20 protein-coding genes are annotated in these 19,458 nt (G+C 34.9%); 6 read left to right on the top strand and 14 right to left on the bottom strand.

What is annotated here, in order from left to right:
- Positions 1-36 precede the first annotated feature (36 nt).
- The 3 genes from murC to EKM60_RS00515 are packed head-to-tail and all read right to left on the bottom strand — an operon-like array spanning position 37 to position 2,356.
- Positions 37-1,368 (bottom strand): UDP-N-acetylmuramate--L-alanine ligase, encoded by a 1,332-nt coding sequence (murC, locus tag EKM60_RS00525; protein WP_125711589.1) that lies wholly within the window; start codon positions 1,366-1,368, stop codon positions 37-39.
- Between the two features lie 10 nt (positions 1,369-1,378).
- Entirely contained in the window at positions 1,379-2,011 is a 633-nt protein-coding gene (ytpR, locus tag EKM60_RS00520; protein WP_125711588.1) for a YtpR family tRNA-binding protein, read from the bottom strand.
- A gap of 18 nt (positions 2,012-2,029) precedes the next feature.
- On the bottom strand, positions 2,030-2,356 hold the full coding sequence (locus EKM60_RS00515; RefSeq protein ID WP_125711587.1) for a thioredoxin family protein: 327 nt from the start codon (positions 2,354-2,356) through the stop codon (positions 2,030-2,032).
- A gap of 125 nt (positions 2,357-2,481) precedes the next feature.
- On the opposite strand from EKM60_RS00515, the gene EKM60_RS00510 reads away from it, so the two are divergent.
- Positions 2,482-2,796 carry a hypothetical protein gene (locus tag EKM60_RS00510; RefSeq protein WP_057763493.1) on the top strand — a complete coding sequence of 105 codons (315 nt, stop codon included), beginning with the start codon at positions 2,482-2,484 and terminating at the stop codon, positions 2,794-2,796.
- 21 nt (positions 2,797-2,817) lie between these two features.
- Here the strand turns inward: EKM60_RS00510 and trmB are convergent, their stop codons facing one another.
- From trmB to EKM60_RS00495, 3 genes are read right to left on the bottom strand one after another with little or no spacing between them, the layout of a single operon-like run.
- On the bottom strand, positions 2,818-3,459 hold the full coding sequence (gene trmB, locus EKM60_RS00505; RefSeq protein ID WP_125711586.1) for a tRNA (guanosine(46)-N7)-methyltransferase TrmB: 642 nt from the start codon (positions 3,457-3,459) through the stop codon (positions 2,818-2,820).
- A gap of 21 nt (positions 3,460-3,480) precedes the next feature.
- Positions 3,481-4,695 carry an ABC transporter permease gene (locus EKM60_RS00500; RefSeq protein WP_125711585.1) on the bottom strand — a complete coding sequence of 405 codons (1,215 nt, stop codon included), beginning with the start codon at positions 4,693-4,695 and terminating at the stop codon, positions 3,481-3,483.
- Positions 4,695-5,426 carry an ABC transporter ATP-binding protein gene (locus EKM60_RS00495; RefSeq protein ID WP_125711584.1) on the bottom strand — a complete coding sequence of 244 codons (732 nt, stop codon included), beginning with the start codon at positions 5,424-5,426 and terminating at the stop codon, positions 4,695-4,697. The genes EKM60_RS00500 and EKM60_RS00495 overlap by 1 nt, the downstream gene beginning before the upstream one ends.
- Before the next feature lie 289 nt (positions 5,427-5,715).
- Between EKM60_RS00495 and EKM60_RS00490 the strand changes: the two genes are divergently transcribed.
- The 4 genes from EKM60_RS00490 to EKM60_RS00475 all read left to right on the top strand — a co-directional run bounded on the left by EKM60_RS00490 (position 5,716) and on the right by EKM60_RS00475 (position 8,732).
- Positions 5,716-6,924, top strand: a complete 1,209-nt coding sequence (locus tag EKM60_RS00490; protein ID WP_125711583.1) for an Ltp family lipoprotein — start codon at positions 5,716-5,718, stop codon at positions 6,922-6,924.
- Positions 6,925-7,003: 79 nt separating this feature from the next.
- A complete protein-coding gene (locus EKM60_RS00485) occupies positions 7,004-7,432 on the top strand; it encodes an HIT family protein (RefSeq protein WP_125711582.1) in 429 nt (142 codons plus the stop codon).
- Between the two features lie 3 nt (positions 7,433-7,435).
- Complete coding sequence (locus tag EKM60_RS00480; RefSeq protein ID WP_125711581.1) at positions 7,436-7,729, top strand: hypothetical protein; 294 nt, start codon at positions 7,436-7,438, stop codon at positions 7,727-7,729.
- A gap of 103 nt (positions 7,730-7,832) precedes the next feature.
- Positions 7,833-8,732, top strand: a complete 900-nt coding sequence (locus tag EKM60_RS00475; RefSeq protein WP_125711580.1) for a peptidylprolyl isomerase PrsA — start codon at positions 7,833-7,835, stop codon at positions 8,730-8,732.
- 47 nt (positions 8,733-8,779) lie between these two features.
- Here the strand turns inward: EKM60_RS00475 and EKM60_RS00470 are convergent, their stop codons facing one another.
- From EKM60_RS00470 to EKM60_RS00450, 5 genes are all read right to left on the bottom strand, one after another.
- Positions 8,780-9,712: a 3'-5' exoribonuclease YhaM family protein gene (locus EKM60_RS00470; protein ID WP_125711579.1), complete on the bottom strand. Its 933-nt coding sequence runs from the start codon at positions 9,710-9,712 to the stop codon at positions 8,780-8,782.
- The gene (locus tag EKM60_RS00465; RefSeq protein WP_164508281.1) at positions 9,705-12,104 is read right to left on the bottom strand and encodes an ATP-binding protein; all 2,400 of its coding nucleotides are present in this window, start codon (positions 12,102-12,104) and stop codon (positions 9,705-9,707) included. The genes EKM60_RS00470 and EKM60_RS00465 overlap by 8 nt, the downstream gene beginning before the upstream one ends.
- Before the next feature lie 2 nt (positions 12,105-12,106).
- The gene (locus EKM60_RS00460; protein ID WP_125711577.1) at positions 12,107-13,264 is read right to left on the bottom strand and encodes a metallophosphoesterase family protein; all 1,158 of its coding nucleotides are present in this window, start codon (positions 13,262-13,264) and stop codon (positions 12,107-12,109) included.
- A gap of 73 nt (positions 13,265-13,337) precedes the next feature.
- A complete protein-coding gene (locus EKM60_RS00455; RefSeq protein ID WP_125711576.1) occupies positions 13,338-13,685 on the bottom strand; it encodes a YlbF family regulator in 348 nt (115 codons plus the stop codon).
- A 9-nt stretch (positions 13,686-13,694) separates the two neighbouring features.
- A complete protein-coding gene (locus tag EKM60_RS00450; RefSeq protein ID WP_125711575.1) occupies positions 13,695-15,761 on the bottom strand; it encodes a PBP1A family penicillin-binding protein in 2,067 nt (688 codons plus the stop codon).
- Between the two features lie 85 nt (positions 15,762-15,846).
- Between EKM60_RS00450 and EKM60_RS00445 the strand changes: the two genes are divergently transcribed.
- Positions 15,847-16,734: an RluA family pseudouridine synthase gene (locus EKM60_RS00445; protein WP_125711574.1), complete on the top strand. Its 888-nt coding sequence runs from the start codon at positions 15,847-15,849 to the stop codon at positions 16,732-16,734.
- Positions 16,735-16,873: 139 nt separating this feature from the next.
- Here the strand turns inward: EKM60_RS00445 and mazE are convergent, their stop codons facing one another.
- From mazE to EKM60_RS00430, 3 genes are all read right to left on the bottom strand, one after another.
- A complete protein-coding gene (gene mazE / locus EKM60_RS00440; protein WP_125711573.1) occupies positions 16,874-17,110 on the bottom strand; it encodes a type II toxin-antitoxin system PemI/MazE family antitoxin in 237 nt (78 codons plus the stop codon).
- Positions 17,111-17,167: 57 nt separating this feature from the next.
- Complete coding sequence (locus EKM60_RS00435; protein WP_125711572.1) at positions 17,168-18,907, bottom strand: hypothetical protein; 1,740 nt, start codon at positions 18,905-18,907, stop codon at positions 17,168-17,170.
- Positions 18,908-19,053: 146 nt separating this feature from the next.
- Complete coding sequence (locus EKM60_RS00430; RefSeq protein WP_125711571.1) at positions 19,054-19,449, bottom strand: DUF3021 domain-containing protein; 396 nt, start codon at positions 19,447-19,449, stop codon at positions 19,054-19,056.
- Positions 19,450-19,458 lie beyond the last annotated feature (9 nt).

Genomic DNA, 19,458 nt, shown 5'->3' with positions numbered 1-19,458 from the left:
GTATCGAAAATTATTCGATACGCCCTTCTTTTAATTTTATTGTTGATTAGGATTCAAGTTACTCAAGACTTGTTCATAAGCAGTTTCATACTTTTGAACATCCCCAGCACCCATGAAGATAATAACAGCATTATGGTAATCCAATAATGGTGACATATCTTCTAGTTCAAGGACTTTTCCACCTTTATGAATCTTATCGCCAAGGTCTTTACTTGTAATATCTCCGTGCTTCTCACGAATTGATCCAAAGATATTTGTTAAGTAAACATCGTCAGCAAGATCCAATGATTTAGCAAAATCATCCATTAAAGCTAGAGTTCTTGTGTAAGTATGTGGTTGGAAAACAGCTACTACTTCGCGTTCAGGATACTTTTGTCTAGCAGCATCAATTGTTGCTTTGATTTCCTGTGGGTGGTGAGCGTAGTCATCGATAATAACCATATCAGCGACTTTCTTTTCGCTGAAACGTCTCTTAACACCACTGAATGTTTGTAATTCTTTGTTGATCAATTCATGGTCAAGATGTTCCATATGACCTACACCGATAACGGCTAGCGAATTGAGAACATTGTGTTCACCATACAATGGGATTTCAAAGTTACCGATATTTTCACCCTTGATAGAAACATCGAATGAAGAACCTTTAACAGTTCTATTGATGTTTGTAGCACGGATGTCATCTGATTCGCTCAATCCATAATAATAGATAGGAACGTCAGCTTTGATAGACTTAGCATGTTCGTCCTCACCCCAGATGAAGATACCCTTCTTAGTCTTACGTGACTCAGACTCAAAGGCATCAACAACGTCGTTGATACCACCAAAGAAGTAATCTGGGTGATCAAAATCGATATTGGTAATGATCAAATAATCTGGTGAGTAATCCAAGAAGTGACGACGATATTCATCGGCTTCAAAGACAAAGAATTTAGCATCCTTAACACCCTTACCAGAACCATCGCCAATCAAATATGATGTCTTAGCAATACCGCTTAGTGTGTGTGCTAGTAAACCGGTTGTACTTGTTTTACCATGTGATCCAGCAATACCGATCGATGTGTAATCTGAAACCAATTTACCAACCATTTGTGGGTATGTAACAACAGGCAAATGCATGTCGTTAGCTTTCTTGATCTCGACTTGATCATCATCAAAAGCGTTACCTTTAACGATTGTTAAACCTTCATGAATATTCTTTTCATCAAAAGGCAAAATCTTGATTCCTGCTTGTTCTAGTCCTCTTTGAGTAAATGTATATTTATCAATATCTGAACCTTGAACTGTATATCCTAAATCTTTCAAAATAAGTGCTAAAGCACTCATTCCTGTACCTTTAATACCAACGAAATGATAGACTGTATTTTCCATAAAATAACTCCTAATCGAACATTTTTGCTGCTTTATCAAAATCGAATGCTTCTCCAGCATTACCTGAATCTAATACTAAAATACCTCTTTTTTGTGGAGCATTAGGAATACCTAGTTCTTTAGCTGAACAAATCATTCCATAACTATCGACTCCACGCAATTGACCTGGCCAAATTTCTGTCCCAGTTGGCATTACAGCCCCTGGCAAGGCAACTACTACTAATTGACCTTGATCGATGTTTGGAGCGCCACAAACGATTTGTACGGGCTTCTCGAGTCCTACATCGGTTTGGGTGATGTGTAAATGATCAGAATCAGGATGTTCTTTCATTTCTTCAACGTGACCGATCACAAATTTAGGGCTTTCGTCAGCAACCAATTCATCACTGAAACCTGCCTTTGCGATAGCATCATTTAAAATTGCTACTTGATCAGAATTTAAAAATACCTGACCTTTTTCAGTCAAATTAAGCTTCTCACCTAGACCAAAAAAATTGAAACCAATGGCTTCATTAGTTTCATCATTAAAAATTCTCACTACGTCATTCTTATTTGCGCTTGATTGTGTAATTCCAGCGTCATCTGCTAGTTCCACGATCAAAATGTCACCTAGGACATCAGGGTTATAAAAGCTTAATAACATTATTTCCTCACTCAATTATTATTTATTTACTACTGAATTAATAAAGGTCTCAACTTCTTGTTTAGTTTTACGATCTTTATTTACTAGTCTACCAATTTCCTGGCCATTTTCAATAATAACAAAGCTAGGAATTCCCATAATATCCAATTCTCTAGCAATATCCATATTATTATCGCGGTTAAAACTTACCCAAGTGAAATCTGAATACTCTGATTCAAGTTCAGGAAGCTTAGGCTCAATAAATTTGCAGTCTGGGCACCAGTCAGCGTGGAAGAATAAAATATACTTTCCTTCTTTAGTTACTTCGTGCCAATCTTTTGTTCCATAATCCTCAAATTCTTTCATATCATTCACCTCTTGTAATTAAGATACTTTTTATTTTTAAATCGGTCAATTAAATGTCCTTGGCTAGTAGAATAATATATAATAGTGTTAATATATGGTTAATCAAACATCAAGGAGTGATTCAAATGAGTAAAAAAGGTTTCGGTTCTTTAATTGCTTGTGGTGCTGTGCTTGTAGCTAGCGCCGCTACTACTGTTTTAGTAAAACATCATTTAGATAGTGCAAAAATTATTGATAAAGTTAAATCAGTTCTTGGCGAAGACAGCAAAGTAATTGGTTCATGGGTTGAACCATTCTACCAACGTGTCGATATTAACGGCCAATCCTCATGGGGAATCGTTGGTGGCGTAACAACTATGGACGAATTCGATGTTGCTCAATACCATTTCATTGCCGATGCAGTATCTGGTGAATTACTAAACATTAAAAAGGTACAATAAATTGCACCCTACATACTTATTTTAAAACGAGGCTTTCAGGTAATTTATCCTGAAGCCTTTTTTTGAGAACTTTTCTTCATATTCAGTTTGAATATTATCCTCATTTAGCTTTTCATCGTTGTGTAAGTCTAAAGATAATTCCTCAAACTTCATACCAAAGTTATTCATGCTGACAAGTGAGTATTCAAATAGGCCTTGATTATCAGTCTTGAATTCAATCTTACCGTCATCTTGAAGGACAAATTTATATTGTTCCAAGAATGATTTATAAGTCAATCTTCTCTTAACATGGCGCGTCTTTGGCCATGGATCGGAAAAGTTTAGATATAATCCTGTCACTTCTCCTTCAGCAAATAAATCTGATAAATTTGAGCCATTAGCGAGCAACAATTGTAAGTTAGGCAATTTGTTCTCAACTTGTTTCTTCAAAATAAGCGCAATAGCACCTTCTTGAACTTCCATCGCAATATAGTTGTTTTGCGGGTTTCTTCTAGCAAGTTCTGTGATAAAAGCACCCTTTCCTGAACCTAGTTCAAGATATAGAGGTTGCTTTTTTTCAAATCTAGCCTGCCATTTGCCTTGCATGTTTTCTGGTTGGATCGAAATCAAGTCCAAATTGTCATTGATCATATCCTTAGCCCAAGGTTTGTTTCGTAATCTCATAAATCTAAATACACTCCACTATTAAAATATTTTTTTAAGTTGTCTAGGGATATAGAAATATCCTACAAAGACTAATACAGCTAATCCTGCTGCCACAATTATCAAGCCATTTACGCTGAAACCAAATTTATATAAGATGGCAAATGCGCTGACTACCCATTGAACGAACAAGACAAACATACTTAATTTGGTAAAATCTTTGATCTTATCCGACTGTTTGACCGGATAAATTCTTTGCATTAAATTCTGCATTGTTTCTTTAAAGTAAGGCTTTAATTGGAATCCAACTAAATATATAAACAACATTTCTACTATTAAAGAGATATAAAAGTTATCGATCAAGCATAACATAATCGCTTGAATGATCGTTAATCTCATAAATAAACCAATGTATTCGTTATTTCTGACGAATCCACGTGCAAATAGATATAGATAAGTATTCCCCTGTTCCTCTTTGATACCCTTGAACAAGAAATCCAACCATTTACGACGTCTGATCTTACTATTAACTCCGGGAACATCTGTAAATAAATTGTAGAAACGCTTAATTCTAAACATTCTCTGATTCTCTTTGGCAATCGCACTCTGCCATTGAAGTTGGCCCGACTCACAGATCGACTGACTTCTTGAAACTGCATATCCTAACAAAATTGCTGCAACAACGATCAAGATAAAGCTGCTTAGATAGGATGACAAAATCAACAACACGACTAAAGCTAAATTTACCCAAATTTTGATTGATAGACCTTTGAAATTCTCTTTACCATAGATACCAAAAATTTCAAAATTAAGCATGGCAAATTTATAAATGACCACACCTATTGTCAACATAATAATTGATAGGACTGACAAGCCAGCTGCCTTAAAAGCAAATGGTGACATTAAAAATCCAACTAAAGCTACTGCTACCACTGGCAACATGCTGCTGTAATTTCTAGCAGCCTTGAAATAGTCATAGAAATCCTTTTCTTTGACCAACAAGAAAGTACTATCAGGCTCCTCTAATAAAGTTGCCACACTTCCCGATTGTGCAATGAACCAGAATAAAATGATCACTACTGGCTTACCAAATACATTCACTTGACTGATAGTATCTAGAAAATTGGAATACCAAAATCCCAAAGCACCAATCAAAACGATAAATGCTAGGACAAAGTTATCATTAAAGATCAATCGCAGATATTTGAATTGATTAAGTTGATGTCTTCTTAATCGTTCTTTCCATAAATCTGTCATTATTGATCTTCGTTTGACATTTTAATGTAGATATCGTCTAAGTTACCATTCTGCATGTCAAACTTCTCCTTTAACTCATCAAGTGTTCCGTCAGCTCTAACTTGTCCATGATTTAATAGAATGAATTTGTCGGCATGATCTTGAACGGTTGCTAAAACGTGAGTAGACATCAATATTGAACAACCCTTTTGTTTCTTTTCTTCGACAATATTCAATAAATCGTTGACCGCTAGTGGGTCCAAACCAGTGAATGGTTCATCAATAATAAATAAGCGTGCATCTGTCATGAAGGCACAGACGATCATAACTTTTTGCTTCATACCTTTTGAAAAGTTCTGTGGGAACCAATCTAGTTTATTATCCAAACGGAATGTTTTTAAAAGTTCATGGGCTTTTTCCCAAGTTTTGTCGTGATCAAGACCATAAGCCATGATCGTCAAATTGATATGTTCTTTCAATGTAAGTTCTGAATAAAGAATTGGCATCTCTGGTACGTAAGCAATTTTCTTACGATACTCTTCGACATTGTCTTGCAAACTCAAACCGTCGATCAAAATTTGACCGCCACGAGGAGTAAGCAAACCAATAATATGTTTAATAGTTGTCGACTTACCAGCACCGTTTAAACCAATTAGTCCAACGACTTGTCCATCTTCAACTGTAAAGGTTTCTTTTTTTAAGACTGATACTTGACCATAACCACCAGTCAGTTCTTTAAGTTCTAGAGTCATAGATAACCACCTATACCTGTTTTAATTACAAAAGCACAATTCTAAGCCGACCTGACTTCGAACTGTGCTTATTATTACTACTTATTATAACCCAAGCGCTAATTAATTTAAATTATTGAAAGTTATTAACTAGATTTCCTAAATTACTTCTATTTTTGTGAATCCGTGAAACAATTTGTTGTTTGCCCTTTTCTGCAATGCTATCTTTATGTTGTTATAAGCATGAATGTCCAATATCTGATGACTAAAAAAGCTGAATATAAAGTGAGATTCATTTCAGGGGGAAGTTATGAAATCTAAAGACAAACGATTTTGTGTCCATTGTGGAAAAGAAATCGAGGAATATGTTGTTTTCTGTCCATACTGTGGCAAAGAACAACCAAAATTTACTATTGCGAAATCAAAACAAGCTCCGGAAAAAACAGAACCTAAGCTTTCTAAAGAAGGCCTTCAAAAAATAAAAAGAAAAAATCGTAATATATTGATCTCAACTGCGGTAATAGCAGTGATTGTTGTTATCATAATGATTGCTTGGATCGCTAGCTTTCATACTAAACCAACAATTTCAGTCGATACTAATCATGTTAAAATAACTGGTAAAAATACAACTGGTGCAGTCAGTGGTAAAACTTCAAAAGATACCAAAGTCACTGCCAGTAATTATGATGGATTTACTGATAACAAAAAGGTTAAATCCGACCACAGTGGACGCTTTACTTTAAAAGATCTTGAACCAGGTACAACTTACAAACTCCGTGCCAAGAATAAGTACGGTAAATCTGATATCAAGAAAATAAAAGTTGGTAACATCCCTAGCAGTGCACATACCAAATTAACTATTAAGGGACAAGACAGATTTGGCGACCTGTACGTTGATAAGCAGACAAAATCAATAAAAGTTTCTGGTACTGCACCCAAAGGATCAACGGTTAAAATCGAAGATAATCAAAAAGAATACAAAGTAGTTAAAAATATTAAAATCGGAAACGATAAGAAATGGTCGATTCAATTGGTCGATGACGGCAAAACAAGTAAGGACCTTATGTACACCACCTTCACTATCACCGCAAAAATCAAGGGTTTACTCGAAAGTGAACTTCACGAAGTCAATTTCACCAATGATAATTACGGCACTGATTACGAAAACGAAGAAAATTCAGATAACACTGCAACAACGGCTGACGATTCAAATCCTACCTCTAACGACAAAGACGCTCTCAAACGAGCCAAGATCTATGCAAAAGATATGAATATATCAAAAACTGGAATTTACGATCAATTAACAGCAAAATCTGGCGACAACCTCTCTACTTCAGTGGCGCAATATGCCGTTGATCATGTCAAAGCCAATTGGAACACGAACGCTTTAGCAACTGCTGAAACATATCGTAATATATCTATGTCAAAACGAGAAATTTATGAACAGCTTATTTCAAAAGATGGAGATAAATTTACATCTGACGAGGCAAACTATGCCACTGAACACTTATCTCACTAAGTTGCACAGAATTGTGTAAACAGTTTCAATCAATTATGATAGCATTAGTATAAATATACTTTTTGAGAGGAGATTTTTTATGGATGATTGTATCTTTTGTAAAATAATCAACAATGAAATTCCAAGTACTACTATATATGAGGATGACGATATCAAAGCTTTCTTTGACATATCTCAAGTTACTCCGGGTCATACTTTGATCGTACCTAAGAAACACGTTAAGAATATCTTTGAATACGACGAAGATCTTGCACAACGTGTCTTCAAGAAAGTACCTATGATTGCTCGTGCCATTAAGGAATCAAATCCTGATATTATTGGTATGAACATCTGCCTAAATAATGGTGAGATCGCCTATCAAAGTGTTATGCACTCACATATTCACTTAGTTCCTAGATATTCTGATAAAGATGGCTTTTCAATGAAATGGGCTGATAATACCGGTGTCGCTTCTGACGAACAAATGCAAGAGCGTGCTGATGCCATCAAGAAAAACTTGGAGGACTAGTCTATGAAGTTTACTACTGGCTTTGTAATTGGAGCTATTTCCGGTGTAGCACTAAACTACTTTCAAAAAGGTACGTTAACTGATGATGCCAACAAAATTTTAGTTAAAGTTTCAGCAATCAAAGATTCTTTAACGGAACTTTCTGACAGCGTCAAAGTGGTCCCTGGTGTCGTTAAAGGACTTCAAAAAGATTTTTCAGACTACACCAATGATATACAACCAGATATCGAGGGTTTACAGTCGACAATTTCTGAGTTACAAGGTAATCTTGAAGATATGAATAGCATAAATAGATAATTTGTGAAGTTTTTATGATTTTTTCCTGATTTATCCGACTTAAACTGCTATTTTATGGTATTCTCTTCAATTGTAGACATATTAAATAAGGATGTGTAAAAGGATGAATAAACGATTTACTAAGTGGATCCTAGCAATTGCTGGTCTTCTAATGATAACCGTTGTTGCTGGATGTTCCGGTAACAAGACCGTTGCTTCTATGAAGGGCGGAAGAATTACTCAACAAGAATATTACGATGAAATGAAGAGTTCTTCTTCTGGTAAGCAAACACTTCAAACAATGATCATCTCTAAGGCTCTTGAAGAACAATATGGAAAACAAGTTAGTGACAAGAAAGTTACTAAAGAATATAACAAGTACAAGTCACAATACGGTTCTTCATTCAGTTCAATTCTTCAACAAAATGGTATGACAGCAAAACAATTTAAGAAGAATATCCGTACTAACCTTCTTACAAAAGTTGCTTTGAAAGATAACAAGAAGATTTCTAACAAGAAACTTCAAAGCGAATGGAAATCATATCAACCAAAAATCACAGTTGCCCAAGTCCTAGTTAAGAAGAAGGCTACTGCTCAAGAAGTTATTGATAAACTCAATAACGGTGAGAAGTTTGCTGATTTAGCTAAAGAATACTCAACTGATTCTGCCACAAAGAACAATGGTGGTAAGATGGCAGCATTCGATAAAGACAGTACAACAATCGATTCAGACTTTAAGACAGCCGCATATAAACTTGACAAGGTTGGCGATGTTACATCAGAACCAGTTAAGACAAGTTACGGTTACTCAGTTATCAAGTTAGTTAAGAAACCTGCTAAGGGTAAGTTAGCTGACCACAAAGCTCTATTGAAATCTAAGATCTATGCAGAATGGATGCAAGATTCAACCGTTATGCAAAAGGTTATTTCTAAAGTCTTGAAGAAGGCTGATGTTTCAATCAAGGATAACGATCTTAAAGATATCCTTTCAGGATATGTTTCAGGTTCAAAAGCAAGTAAATAATTGAATTTAAAAAGGATTCGGAAAATTTCCGAATCCTTTTTTTTGCCCTAATGTTTGTAGAATGATCGATTATCCATACCAAAGATTCTTTCTGAGAACTTACCTTCTTCGGTCTTATCTAACGCCTTACTGATCATATTTATTGATGCATCTAATACGTCAATATCGTGCAACACTTCAGCCTCTAACAGTTTAGGACGCTCCGGAGAACCATATTCTAATAATCCGTGATGTGACAAGACCATGTGACGCAGCATGACCATATCCTCTGAATCAAGGTCGATCTTCATTTCTTGTGCAGCTTTAACGATCTCTTCATCAATAATTGTAATATGCCCCAGCATATTACCTTCAAATGTATATTCAACATCTAAGGTACCAGACAACTCGATCGTTTTACCTAAGTCATGCAAACAAGCTCCGGCAATCAATAGTGCTTTATCAATTTGAGGATATTGGTCTGAGATCTTTTCTGCCAAATGCACCATACTCAATGTATGATAAGCTAAACCACCTTGAAAATCATGATGGTTAACTTTGGCAGCAGCACTCGTAAAGAACTGATTGTGATACTTCTTGAATAGATATCTAACAATTCGATTCCAAGCACCATTAGTTATCTCTAAGAAGATATCCTCAAATTCATTTTCCATATCTTGTCGTTTGATCGGAGCCGTTTGAATAAACTGCGACATATCAACTGTATCTGGATCTAAGGTTCCTAAATGATTGATAATGACTTGAGGCTTACCTTGATAGATGTCTCTTTTACCATCTAATTGAACGACTGTTCCAACACGATACTTCTTGGCGTCTTCTTCACTGGCATCCCAAAACTTACCTGGGATCTGACATGATTTATCTTCAAATACTAATGATAAGAAGTTTTTTCCATTCTTTGCCAAACGATAATCAGATTTCTTGATAATTGCCTCTAAACTCATCTGATCACCATTTTTATAATCAATAATCTTAGGCATGCTTGCTCTCCTTTAATTTCAAAATATGTCCATTATCTATTTCAGATGTCAATCTAGCCGTGACATAAATAATTTGATTATTCTTTGATATATCTTTTACTAATTCCATTATATTTTCCGTTCTATTACTATCAAAGTCAACAAAAGCATCATCAATTAAAATAGGTAAATTTACCAAATCAGAAATTTCAGTAATGAAAGCTAATCTCAATGATAAATATAGTTGAACCGTTGTTGCTTTGGACAATTCGTGAACATCAAAGCTAGTTTTATCAGCTCTAACTAACTTCAATTTTTGATCATTTAATTCAATATTGACGTAATTACCATCAGTTAACACATTGAAATAATGCTTAGCCGTCTGTAACATCTTTGGATAACGATTCTCACTAGCTAAGTTAAGCATCCCCCGGATCCAATCGCTTGCTAATTTGTCAGCTAACCATTCATCATATAATTCGACTAAGTCAGCTTCATTTTGTGTAAGATCTGAAATCAGTCTTCGATAACTGCTGTCGTCAAAGATTTGTTCCTGCTTTTCTTTAAGTGATCCTAATTGGCGATTTGTCTGATTGTTAGCCTGTTCTAACTGTTTAACTTTATTGTTGACCTCATCTACTCTGTTAGACAGTTCAGACAAAGATTGAAATTGACTCAATTGTTTCATATCATCACCGATAAACACTTTATCGGCATTTAATTGATTAACTAAATTACGATTGTTTTTCTGATCTGTACGTAACTTGGTCAACTCATCCATTGTAGAAGCATGGTTACGCTCCAAAATGGCCTTTAGTGAACGTTGTAATGTTGCAATTCGATCCAGATGAGAATTTTCAGATTCAATTTGAGTTGAGTTTATTAAGTCAGCTTTAGCTTGAACAATGTTTAGTTGATCAAAGTAATTTTCTATATTCGTTAGTAACTCATTTTGATCATCCAAATTGAGCCTTTGGAGTCGAACTTGCCATTGTTTTAATTGTGCCTCAGATTCACGCAACGTTTTCTCTAAAGATTTCTGTGATTCACGTATGCGCTGTAATTGAACCAAACTATTCTGTAACTGTTTAACCGTTTGATTAGGAAGACCACTATATCCCTTTTGCTTTAGAAAATCATTTGATGAATTATTTGGTAATGCACGCTGTTGATAAATTGTCGCTATCAAACTAACTAGGAAGACCAATCCAGCCGCAAATCTAAGAAATCCTGACATGAAAAATACCATTAACAAAGCTACAGCAGAAACTGCCAATAATGGTGTATTCAGACTTTGTTTAATTGGTGTATCGTCTAGCTTCAGCATCTCATCTGGTGTTAATGGTTGCATATTCTCATCCATCTGAGGATTCTGTGAAAACAGTTGATCGATCTGATTATCATTATTATTCAGAGATTGATTTGTATCATTAATTTTAAATTGAAGCTGTTGCAGGTCATTTTTATGTTGCTTAATATCATCAAGTTCAAATTTATTATTTCGATAAAAATTTAATTGTGCCTGTTCGTCAGCAGTTAAAGTTGCAGTCTGTTGACTGTTATTTAAGGTGGTTAATTCTTGATTTAATCGCAAACTCTCTTCCCAATCTTCAGTCGTAATTGGGTTGAATTCAGTAACATTTTTTTTAGATAGCTGTTTATATTCTTGATATTTTGGCCATTTCTTCAATAATCCTGACAACAGATTCTGTTCTTCAATTGCCTCTTGGTATTGAAATTGATTTTTTGAGGCAGATGCTTGTAAGTTTTTTACTTGTTCTTTAGTGTCTTTAAAGGCTGTCTGTTGATTATCAAATTGAGTTTTTTGCTTCAGCAACTTTTGATTCTGATCCAATGCCTGAACTAAAGGCTGTTTCCTGCCCCGACTTTTATACAGTTGATCACTATCGTGTTCCAAATCGTCAGCTACTGACAGCCATTCCTTACTGCCAACCGCTCCAACAGACATTATTTCAGTTTCTAATTGTTCCGCTGTCAACTTATAGATAGAAAAAATACTTTTGTCGTTTAAAACATGTGTATTCTCGTACTCTTCCTTACTAAATCCACCGGTGATTTTGGAAATCAAATTGTTAGGTACCTGTTGTCTATCTTTGAATAAACTCAGGTCACCTCCGGATTTACCATCAACTCGAATCACGGTCCAGATTGAATTACCATCAGAAAATTCTAATTCACCACCATATTGCGTGCCGTGTTTCGGTTTGTACTGTTGATATTTATTTTCACCACGATTAGTCGCAAAGCCAAATAGAATACTTTTTATAAACGTCAGTAAAGTGGTCTTACCAGCTTCATTTGGACCAAAGATAACTTGATAATCAGCATTTATGGTAAATTCCTGATCGATCCATTTACCAAATCCATATATTTTTATCTTAGTTAATTTCACGATTATTCTCCGTTGTATTTCTTGTTTACAGTATTTTCAACAAGTTCTTGCATATGCTTGAGAAAATCCGGTTGATTGATATGTTTTCGTATAATTTCATTATTATAGAGCCGACTGTCAAGATCCTTGATATCATCTAAATCAAAGATGTTAGTTTTACTGTCATCCCAATATTTCTGATCTATTGTGGATAAATTGTTTTTTCGATTATATTTCGGATAAATTTTGTAGAGGATCGCTGATTTATTATTTCTAAAATGATGTAAGATTTCACCACGATCGATTGCTTTAACAACGTCATCGGACAATTTTTGAGCATTATTTATCGTTAAAGTCGTCATCGTATTTTTATTTACTAAAACATTGGATATTTTTAAAAGCAGACTATCTAATGTGTCGTCTTCTTCTGCATTGATAGTTTCCTTGTTCCAAACATAAACAGAACTAGGAACAAATTGGGCAGTTGTAATCTTATCTTTGACGGTCAATAAATAAAATCCTTTTTCTCCCAGATCATTTTGATTACGTCCTTGTGTATCTCCCGGATAAATTACATATGGCATTTTATTCAAGATCTCTCGCTTATGAATATGACCCAGCGCCCAATAATCATAACCTTTAGCTAGCAGATCCGTTACTTTAAATGGTGCGTAGTTATTATCCATCACTCCAGCGTGCAAAATACCGATTTGATAATCAAAATCACCACGACTTGGATATCTGGAAATCATATCGTCACTTACGTGCTGTTGATAATAGCTGAATCCTGTTATGCCAATTTTCATACCATCAGCTTCTAGTGTGGCCGTATTAACATCTGAATCAAATACAGTCACATTATCAGGAAAATTGATAACGGAATAATCATTCCGATAATAATCATGATTACCATAAACTAAATAAACTTTGATCCCAGATTTATTCAGTAGCTCAAATTGATCTTTTAAAAACGTCTGTGCTTCCAGTGATCTGTCGGTGTCATCAAAAGTATCACCAGCTAAAATGACAAAATCGACCTTTTGATCGATTGCTGTTTGAAATACCCTTCTAGCAGCTGTATACGTTGATTTTTGAAGTTTTTCTTGTAACTCACCGTAGAAACTATTAATGCTTGAGAATGGCGTATCTAGGTGCAGATCGGCCGCATGTATAAATTTCATATAACAAACTCCCTTTATAGTACAAAAGCCCGATATTTGCTAAGCAAATACCGGACTTTTTGGATAAGTATAATTATTTTTCGCCTTGATAAATTTCAGCAATTGGTTTTGAAATGATTTTATTCAATTCTTCCATCATTGAATTCATCTTTTGTTCTTTTTCCATCAAGTTGTTAATTTCTTTGTAGTTTTGAAGTTGGTCAGTTAATTGACGCATTCCTTCAACATCTTCATTAGTGATTTCTTGACCTGTTGCTTGTTTTTGTTGTAGTTCATATTGTTTGTTTTGAACCTTATCGAATAACTTAAAAGCCAAATCGTTAGCTTTAACAGCCTCAAAAGCAAGTTTTAAGTCGGCAACCTCGGGTGTCTGTCTTAAATCCTCTTCTAATTGATTGGCACTATCATAAATATTAACCATGTTGTCCTCCTACTGACCAAAAAAACTTTTAATATCATTATACCATTCCGAAGCCTTATCTTTAATGGTATTTACGCCATCTTGGAATGAATTTGTAGAATTATTGTTATCGCCACTATCTTCATTAGCAATATTGGCGGCATCTTTAACGTTAAATGACGTGTTATCCGTATCAGGCAAGATATTACTCATTTCATTCTTGAATAATGATGATAATCCAGTTTCACTATATCCATACAAGAAATGATTTTTATCGGTGTTGTCAAATCCGATCCAACTGGCTACTACAATATCCGGTGTATAACCGATCATCCATTGATCTTTAGTCCCAGGATATCCATACGAGTTTGGAACTTCTGTACTACCAGTCTTACCCGCTATCTTATAGCCTGCAGGTCTAGCAGTTTTACCAGTTCCCTCGTTATAGACTCCTAGCATCATACTTGTCATTTCCTTGGCAGTATCTTTACTAATGATCTGTTTATTAGAAGAACTGGTATTGTCGACGACAACCGTTCCTGTTGAATCAACGATTTTAGTAATAAAGTGTGTTTCTGACAATTTACCTTCATTGGCAAAAGCAGTATAAGCTCTAGCCATTTGCATTGGTGATACACCAGTTTCCAAACCACCAAGTGCCAAAGCTAGATTTTGATCATTTTTATGTACGTTGATACCAAAGTTCTCAACTGAATTGACACCTTTTTTAACACCAATTTTGTCCAACAAAGCTACTGCAGGGACATTTTCACTCTGTGCTAAAGCTTGATACATTGGTATTTTATCTTGATACAACCCATCAGCATTAGTAGGCGTATATTTATTTTTACCAAAACTAGTTATTTGATCGGGCAACTCTGAATCATAACTATAACCATTCTCTAATGCAGGTGTATAAACAGCTAATGGCTTAATAGTTGATCCTGGCTGACGCTTCATCTGTGTTGCACGGTTGAACCCTCTAAAGGTATGATCACCACGACCACCTACAACTGCTAAAACTCCGCCATTCTTAGGATCGACTGCGATCGATGCACCCTGAACAGTCGTACCATCACTGGCATTAGCTGGGAAAAGACTACTATTGTCAAAAGAATTCTCCATTGACTTTTGAATATCTGGGTCAAGTGTCGTATAGATCTTATAACCCTTATTCAATACATCGTCTTCCTTTAAGCCATATTTATTGACCGCTTCAGCAATTACCGCATCAAAGAAATAAGGATACTTGTATGAGTTTGCATCATTATAATTATCATTTAAGGTAATTGGTTGATTTTGATAATACTTAGCTTGTGATTCAGATAATTTATTATTTTGAACCATCAAATCTAAGACCAAATTACGTCTTGATTTAGAATTGTCGTAATTATCAATCGGGTTGTACATGTTGGAACCCTTTAAAGTGGCAGCCAAAACAGCGGCCTCACCAGCATTCAATTCACTAGCATTCTTACCAAAATATTTTTCGGAAGCATCTTGAACACCCCAAACACCATTTCCAAAGTAAGTATTATTCAAGTACATCGTCAAAATATTCTTTTTCGAGTAAACTCGATTGATTTCGATCGATAGGAACAATTCCTCACCTTTACGCGATAGTGTTTGCTTCTGAGTAAGTAAAGCATTTTTAGCTAATTGCTGTGTCAAAGTACTACCACCACCGGTAATACCATGATGGATCAAATATCCTAAAGCCGCTCTGGCATATCCTTTGATACTGAAACCAGGGTTAGTCCAAAAAGTTCTATCTTCAGTAGAAATAACTGCATTTTGAATATTTGGAGAAATTTTCTTTAAATTGACATAAGTCCCCTTGCTAGAATATAGTTCTCCAGCATCATGTCCGTCTTTATCTACAACTGTTGTCTTCGTCTGCAAAGATGACTTTAGATTCTCAACATCAGCCGTCTTAGCTTTAAATGTCCAAACAGAACTCAATACTAAAATCAGCGTCAAGAAAAGTAAAATCAGCCAGCGTGTGACTTGGAATCTTTTCCAATATTTTCTTATGAAGGCCCAAACAATGGCTAATTTTGGTTTTAACCATTCCCAAAACCTATTATTCTTATTCATCTTACATACCTCTGTAACAACAAATTTTATCATATAATTGCTTACTTTTTGAATTACAATTAAAATCTTAACCAGAGGTAAATAAATGTATCAAAAAAACATCACTTATAAACAAGCCAGAACAGAGAAATTATCGGTTCGCGAATTACTTCAAAAATGGCTTGTTCCCAAAAAATGGCAGCACTTTTTACGTGTTGAACAAAATATTTTAATCAATGGACAGTATCAAGCTTTCAATACGATCATTAAGAATAATGATTTAGTAACTATGAACTTCGACTTCGATCCGAGAACGAGCCAACACTATCTACCTGGAAGTGGAAAACTGAACGTTGCCTACGAAAATGACGATTTATTAGTCGTCAATAAACCAGCTGGCCAAAAAACTCATCCCAATCTGAATAGCGAGGACAATACCTTATTTAACGATGCTGAGAGCCACTTGAATAAATACGGTCAACATCCCTACATGGTCCATCGCATAGATCAAGAAACTTCTGGTCTAGTCTTGATCTCTAAAACGCCCTATCTGGTGCCGATATTTAATCGCCAACTCAGCAGTAAGACTTTGCAACGAGAGTATCTAGCCATTGTTGATCTGAAGCAGCCAATTGAAAATTCTGGTGTGATCGACCAACCGATCGGCCTTGACCCTGATGACAAAAGAAAACGAATGGTCAGAACTGACGGTCAAAATGCTAAAACCGAATATCACGTAATCAGTAAGAATTCCAAACAAGCACTATTAAACCTCAAACTTTACACTGGACGAACTCATCAATTACGCGTTCACTTGTCACATAATGGTTGGCCGATCGTCAACGATCCACTGTATAATCCACAGCCACAAAATGGACTTCTCAAATTGTTCGCCTATAAATTAATTTACCAGATTCCCTTTACTGATCTGACCAAAACCGTCCAAGTTGATATACCATATTTTATGAAATTAGACAAAGAAACAACCAACTAAAAATTTAGTTGGTTGTTTTTTAAACAGAAAAAATGTCTTTTACATAATTAAGTGCTTCTTCTCTCAATGATTTACTAACATGATCAGCATGTAGTTCATCATTAATTAAATTGAATATCTCTGTTGAAAAATAACTTTTCTACAAAATATTTTCTTTACCGACAGCACTTCCATTATCACCTATGTTAATTTTTTTAATAGCGTTTTTTAAATCATACTCTGGATGTTGCGCAAATAAATTCTTATGCACCGGAACGAAGGAAATAACCCCGTTATCATCCAACATGGGATTAAATTCAACATTTTCACCAATTTTAAATTCAGCTGGAACAGTAATAATCAAAGAATTACCTTGTTTTCTAGTTTTTATAGTCATATATTTGCTCTCCTCCCCATTCAACGTAATTATATAGATGTTCAATTAAGTTGTCTGCTATTCAACCTCAATTCCATCCATACCTTCAACAATTTGATAAACAAACATATAATCATATTCACTTGGCACTACAAACACTGGCACAGCATCCCAAACGGAAACATAAGCGTGTCTTCTCTTGCTCAAGAACTTCAATAATACTAATAAACCTGTCAAACTTGAGATAAATAAACTGATTTTTTGAATCAAAGTATGTTCATACTGCACCTTTACTGTTCCAGAACCAGTCAACATAATTTCAGCAAGGCCCGAATTTGATATTCTTGGTACAGTCGAATTTCCTGATCCATAGACTTCACTTTGATAGCCCTTATAGTAAATTAATGGCAACTGAATATTAGCTGACTTGCCATGAGTATCAAAGTTAAAAGCGATATACTGTCGATTTATAGTAGGATTTTGAATCGAGATATCTGACTGCTTATAATTGATAGTTCTATCTTTATGTTGTCTTATATCGTAGTAGTCAACTTGGCTAGGTAAATACTCGTGTCCTGCACCGATATAATAGCTGTCGATCGTATTAAAGTCAGAATAACTATCTAATCTATCCTTAGATGCGGCTACAGTTTGTTGCGATAAACTCAAGGTTAATAATGTGATAATCCCGACAAGTACATAGGGGAAGTATCTTCGATCCAACAAATGTAAATCATCATTGACCAACAAATATGCCACAATCAAAGAAATAACTGAGAAAAACCGCCATGGAAATTGAATTACCGCAAAAATTGAGTGACTCATAAATTTCCAAGGAAAAATATTTGTACAAGCAAAGAATAGAAATAATGCAATTATTGTTAAATCTAAATTCTTACGTTTAATAAGATTATAAATTGAATAAACTATCAAACTTATAAAAATTACTGTTCCAATATTTACCGTATCGCCGTGAAATACTGAATTTATCAATGAATTATTGATCAAGTCCTTGATAGAAAAAACTTGATTGGTAATGTTGATCAAAGGGTCAGTTGTCAAAGCATACTTCTGACCGCGCATCTGTTCCAGTATGGGCAAATAGATCATAGCCGTTGCACCAATAGTTAATCCCGCTGCTTTGATCAGAGCAATGATCTTTTTCTTATCCCAAAAATATTTAATGTTCAATAGTACATACATTGCTGCAAAAATAATCATCATAAATAGTGAAATCGTATGAGAAAAACCAATGCCAATCATAGCAAACGCTAAAAGGTACCACTGTCTAAAATAACCATTTTTGAAATTGATCAATTCTGATAAAACAAGTGGAAAGAAAATCATACCCAGTAACTCGCCTAGATCCTGTCGACTATACAACGTCTGCAAACGATATGGGTTTAATGTATATATCAATGTGAATAACAGTGCACGTCGTGTTGAAAAAGATGATCTTTTACCAGCAATATATCCGATCCACAGTGTGGCAAAATTTATCAACACTAAAGTAAATAAATAAGTAATCACTGGACTAACTCCAGCCACCCTCAATAATGCTGGAAAATACAAAAATACATCTGGATAAAAAAGGCTTGATGCATAGCCATATCCACCAATAAAATGACCATCGACTTTGGGCCAAAAATCAAAATGTTTAATGGAACTAGCCAAAGTTTCAATTCGATCAAGATGATAGTGATAGTCGCCAGTAGCAAATACGTATCCTACATGCCAATCTACTAAAGCAACTAATACTACACTGATCAAAACGAACAGTAACAGAATGAAATAGTTTTTCTTAATTAATTTACTCATAGCTATTCACATCTTTATCTCTAATTTGTTTAAACAAATTTTATACAAAGTTCCCAAATAATGCCAATATTAGCTACAAATTATTTATTATTCGTATTTGAAAAATAGCTCTGACATCCATATCAGAACGGATATCAGAGCTATTTTTAATTGATTCGATTGCGTTTCTTTAATGCTTTATTAACTTTAACAACACGTACATGTTGGTTGACCATAACTGCGATCCAAATAAAAATATATATTAAAATAAAGGACCACCAAAAGCTACCGGACGTCAACACAAATTTCCAGCCATTGTAAGTCAGCATAGAAATCACCAATACTAAAGTTCCACAAAAATGAATTCCTAAAGCCACGAGAAAAGCCAGTTTGTCATAGTCAAACACCATACTGATAATTCCAAGCAATGCACTCATAATTAAAACACTAAAGATACTACTAGAAGTAACTGCCATCGATTCAAAATCAATAGCTATTAATATTAAATACGTTACCGCTCCGTATCCCATACCGCGCATAGCATAATTAACAACTTTACTCATCACAAACCC

Source organism: Companilactobacillus kedongensis (assembly GCF_003946625.1).
GTDB lineage: Bacteria > Bacillota > Bacilli > Lactobacillales > Lactobacillaceae > Companilactobacillus > Companilactobacillus kedongensis.
This window is presented reverse-complemented; position numbering and strand designations above follow the sequence as displayed.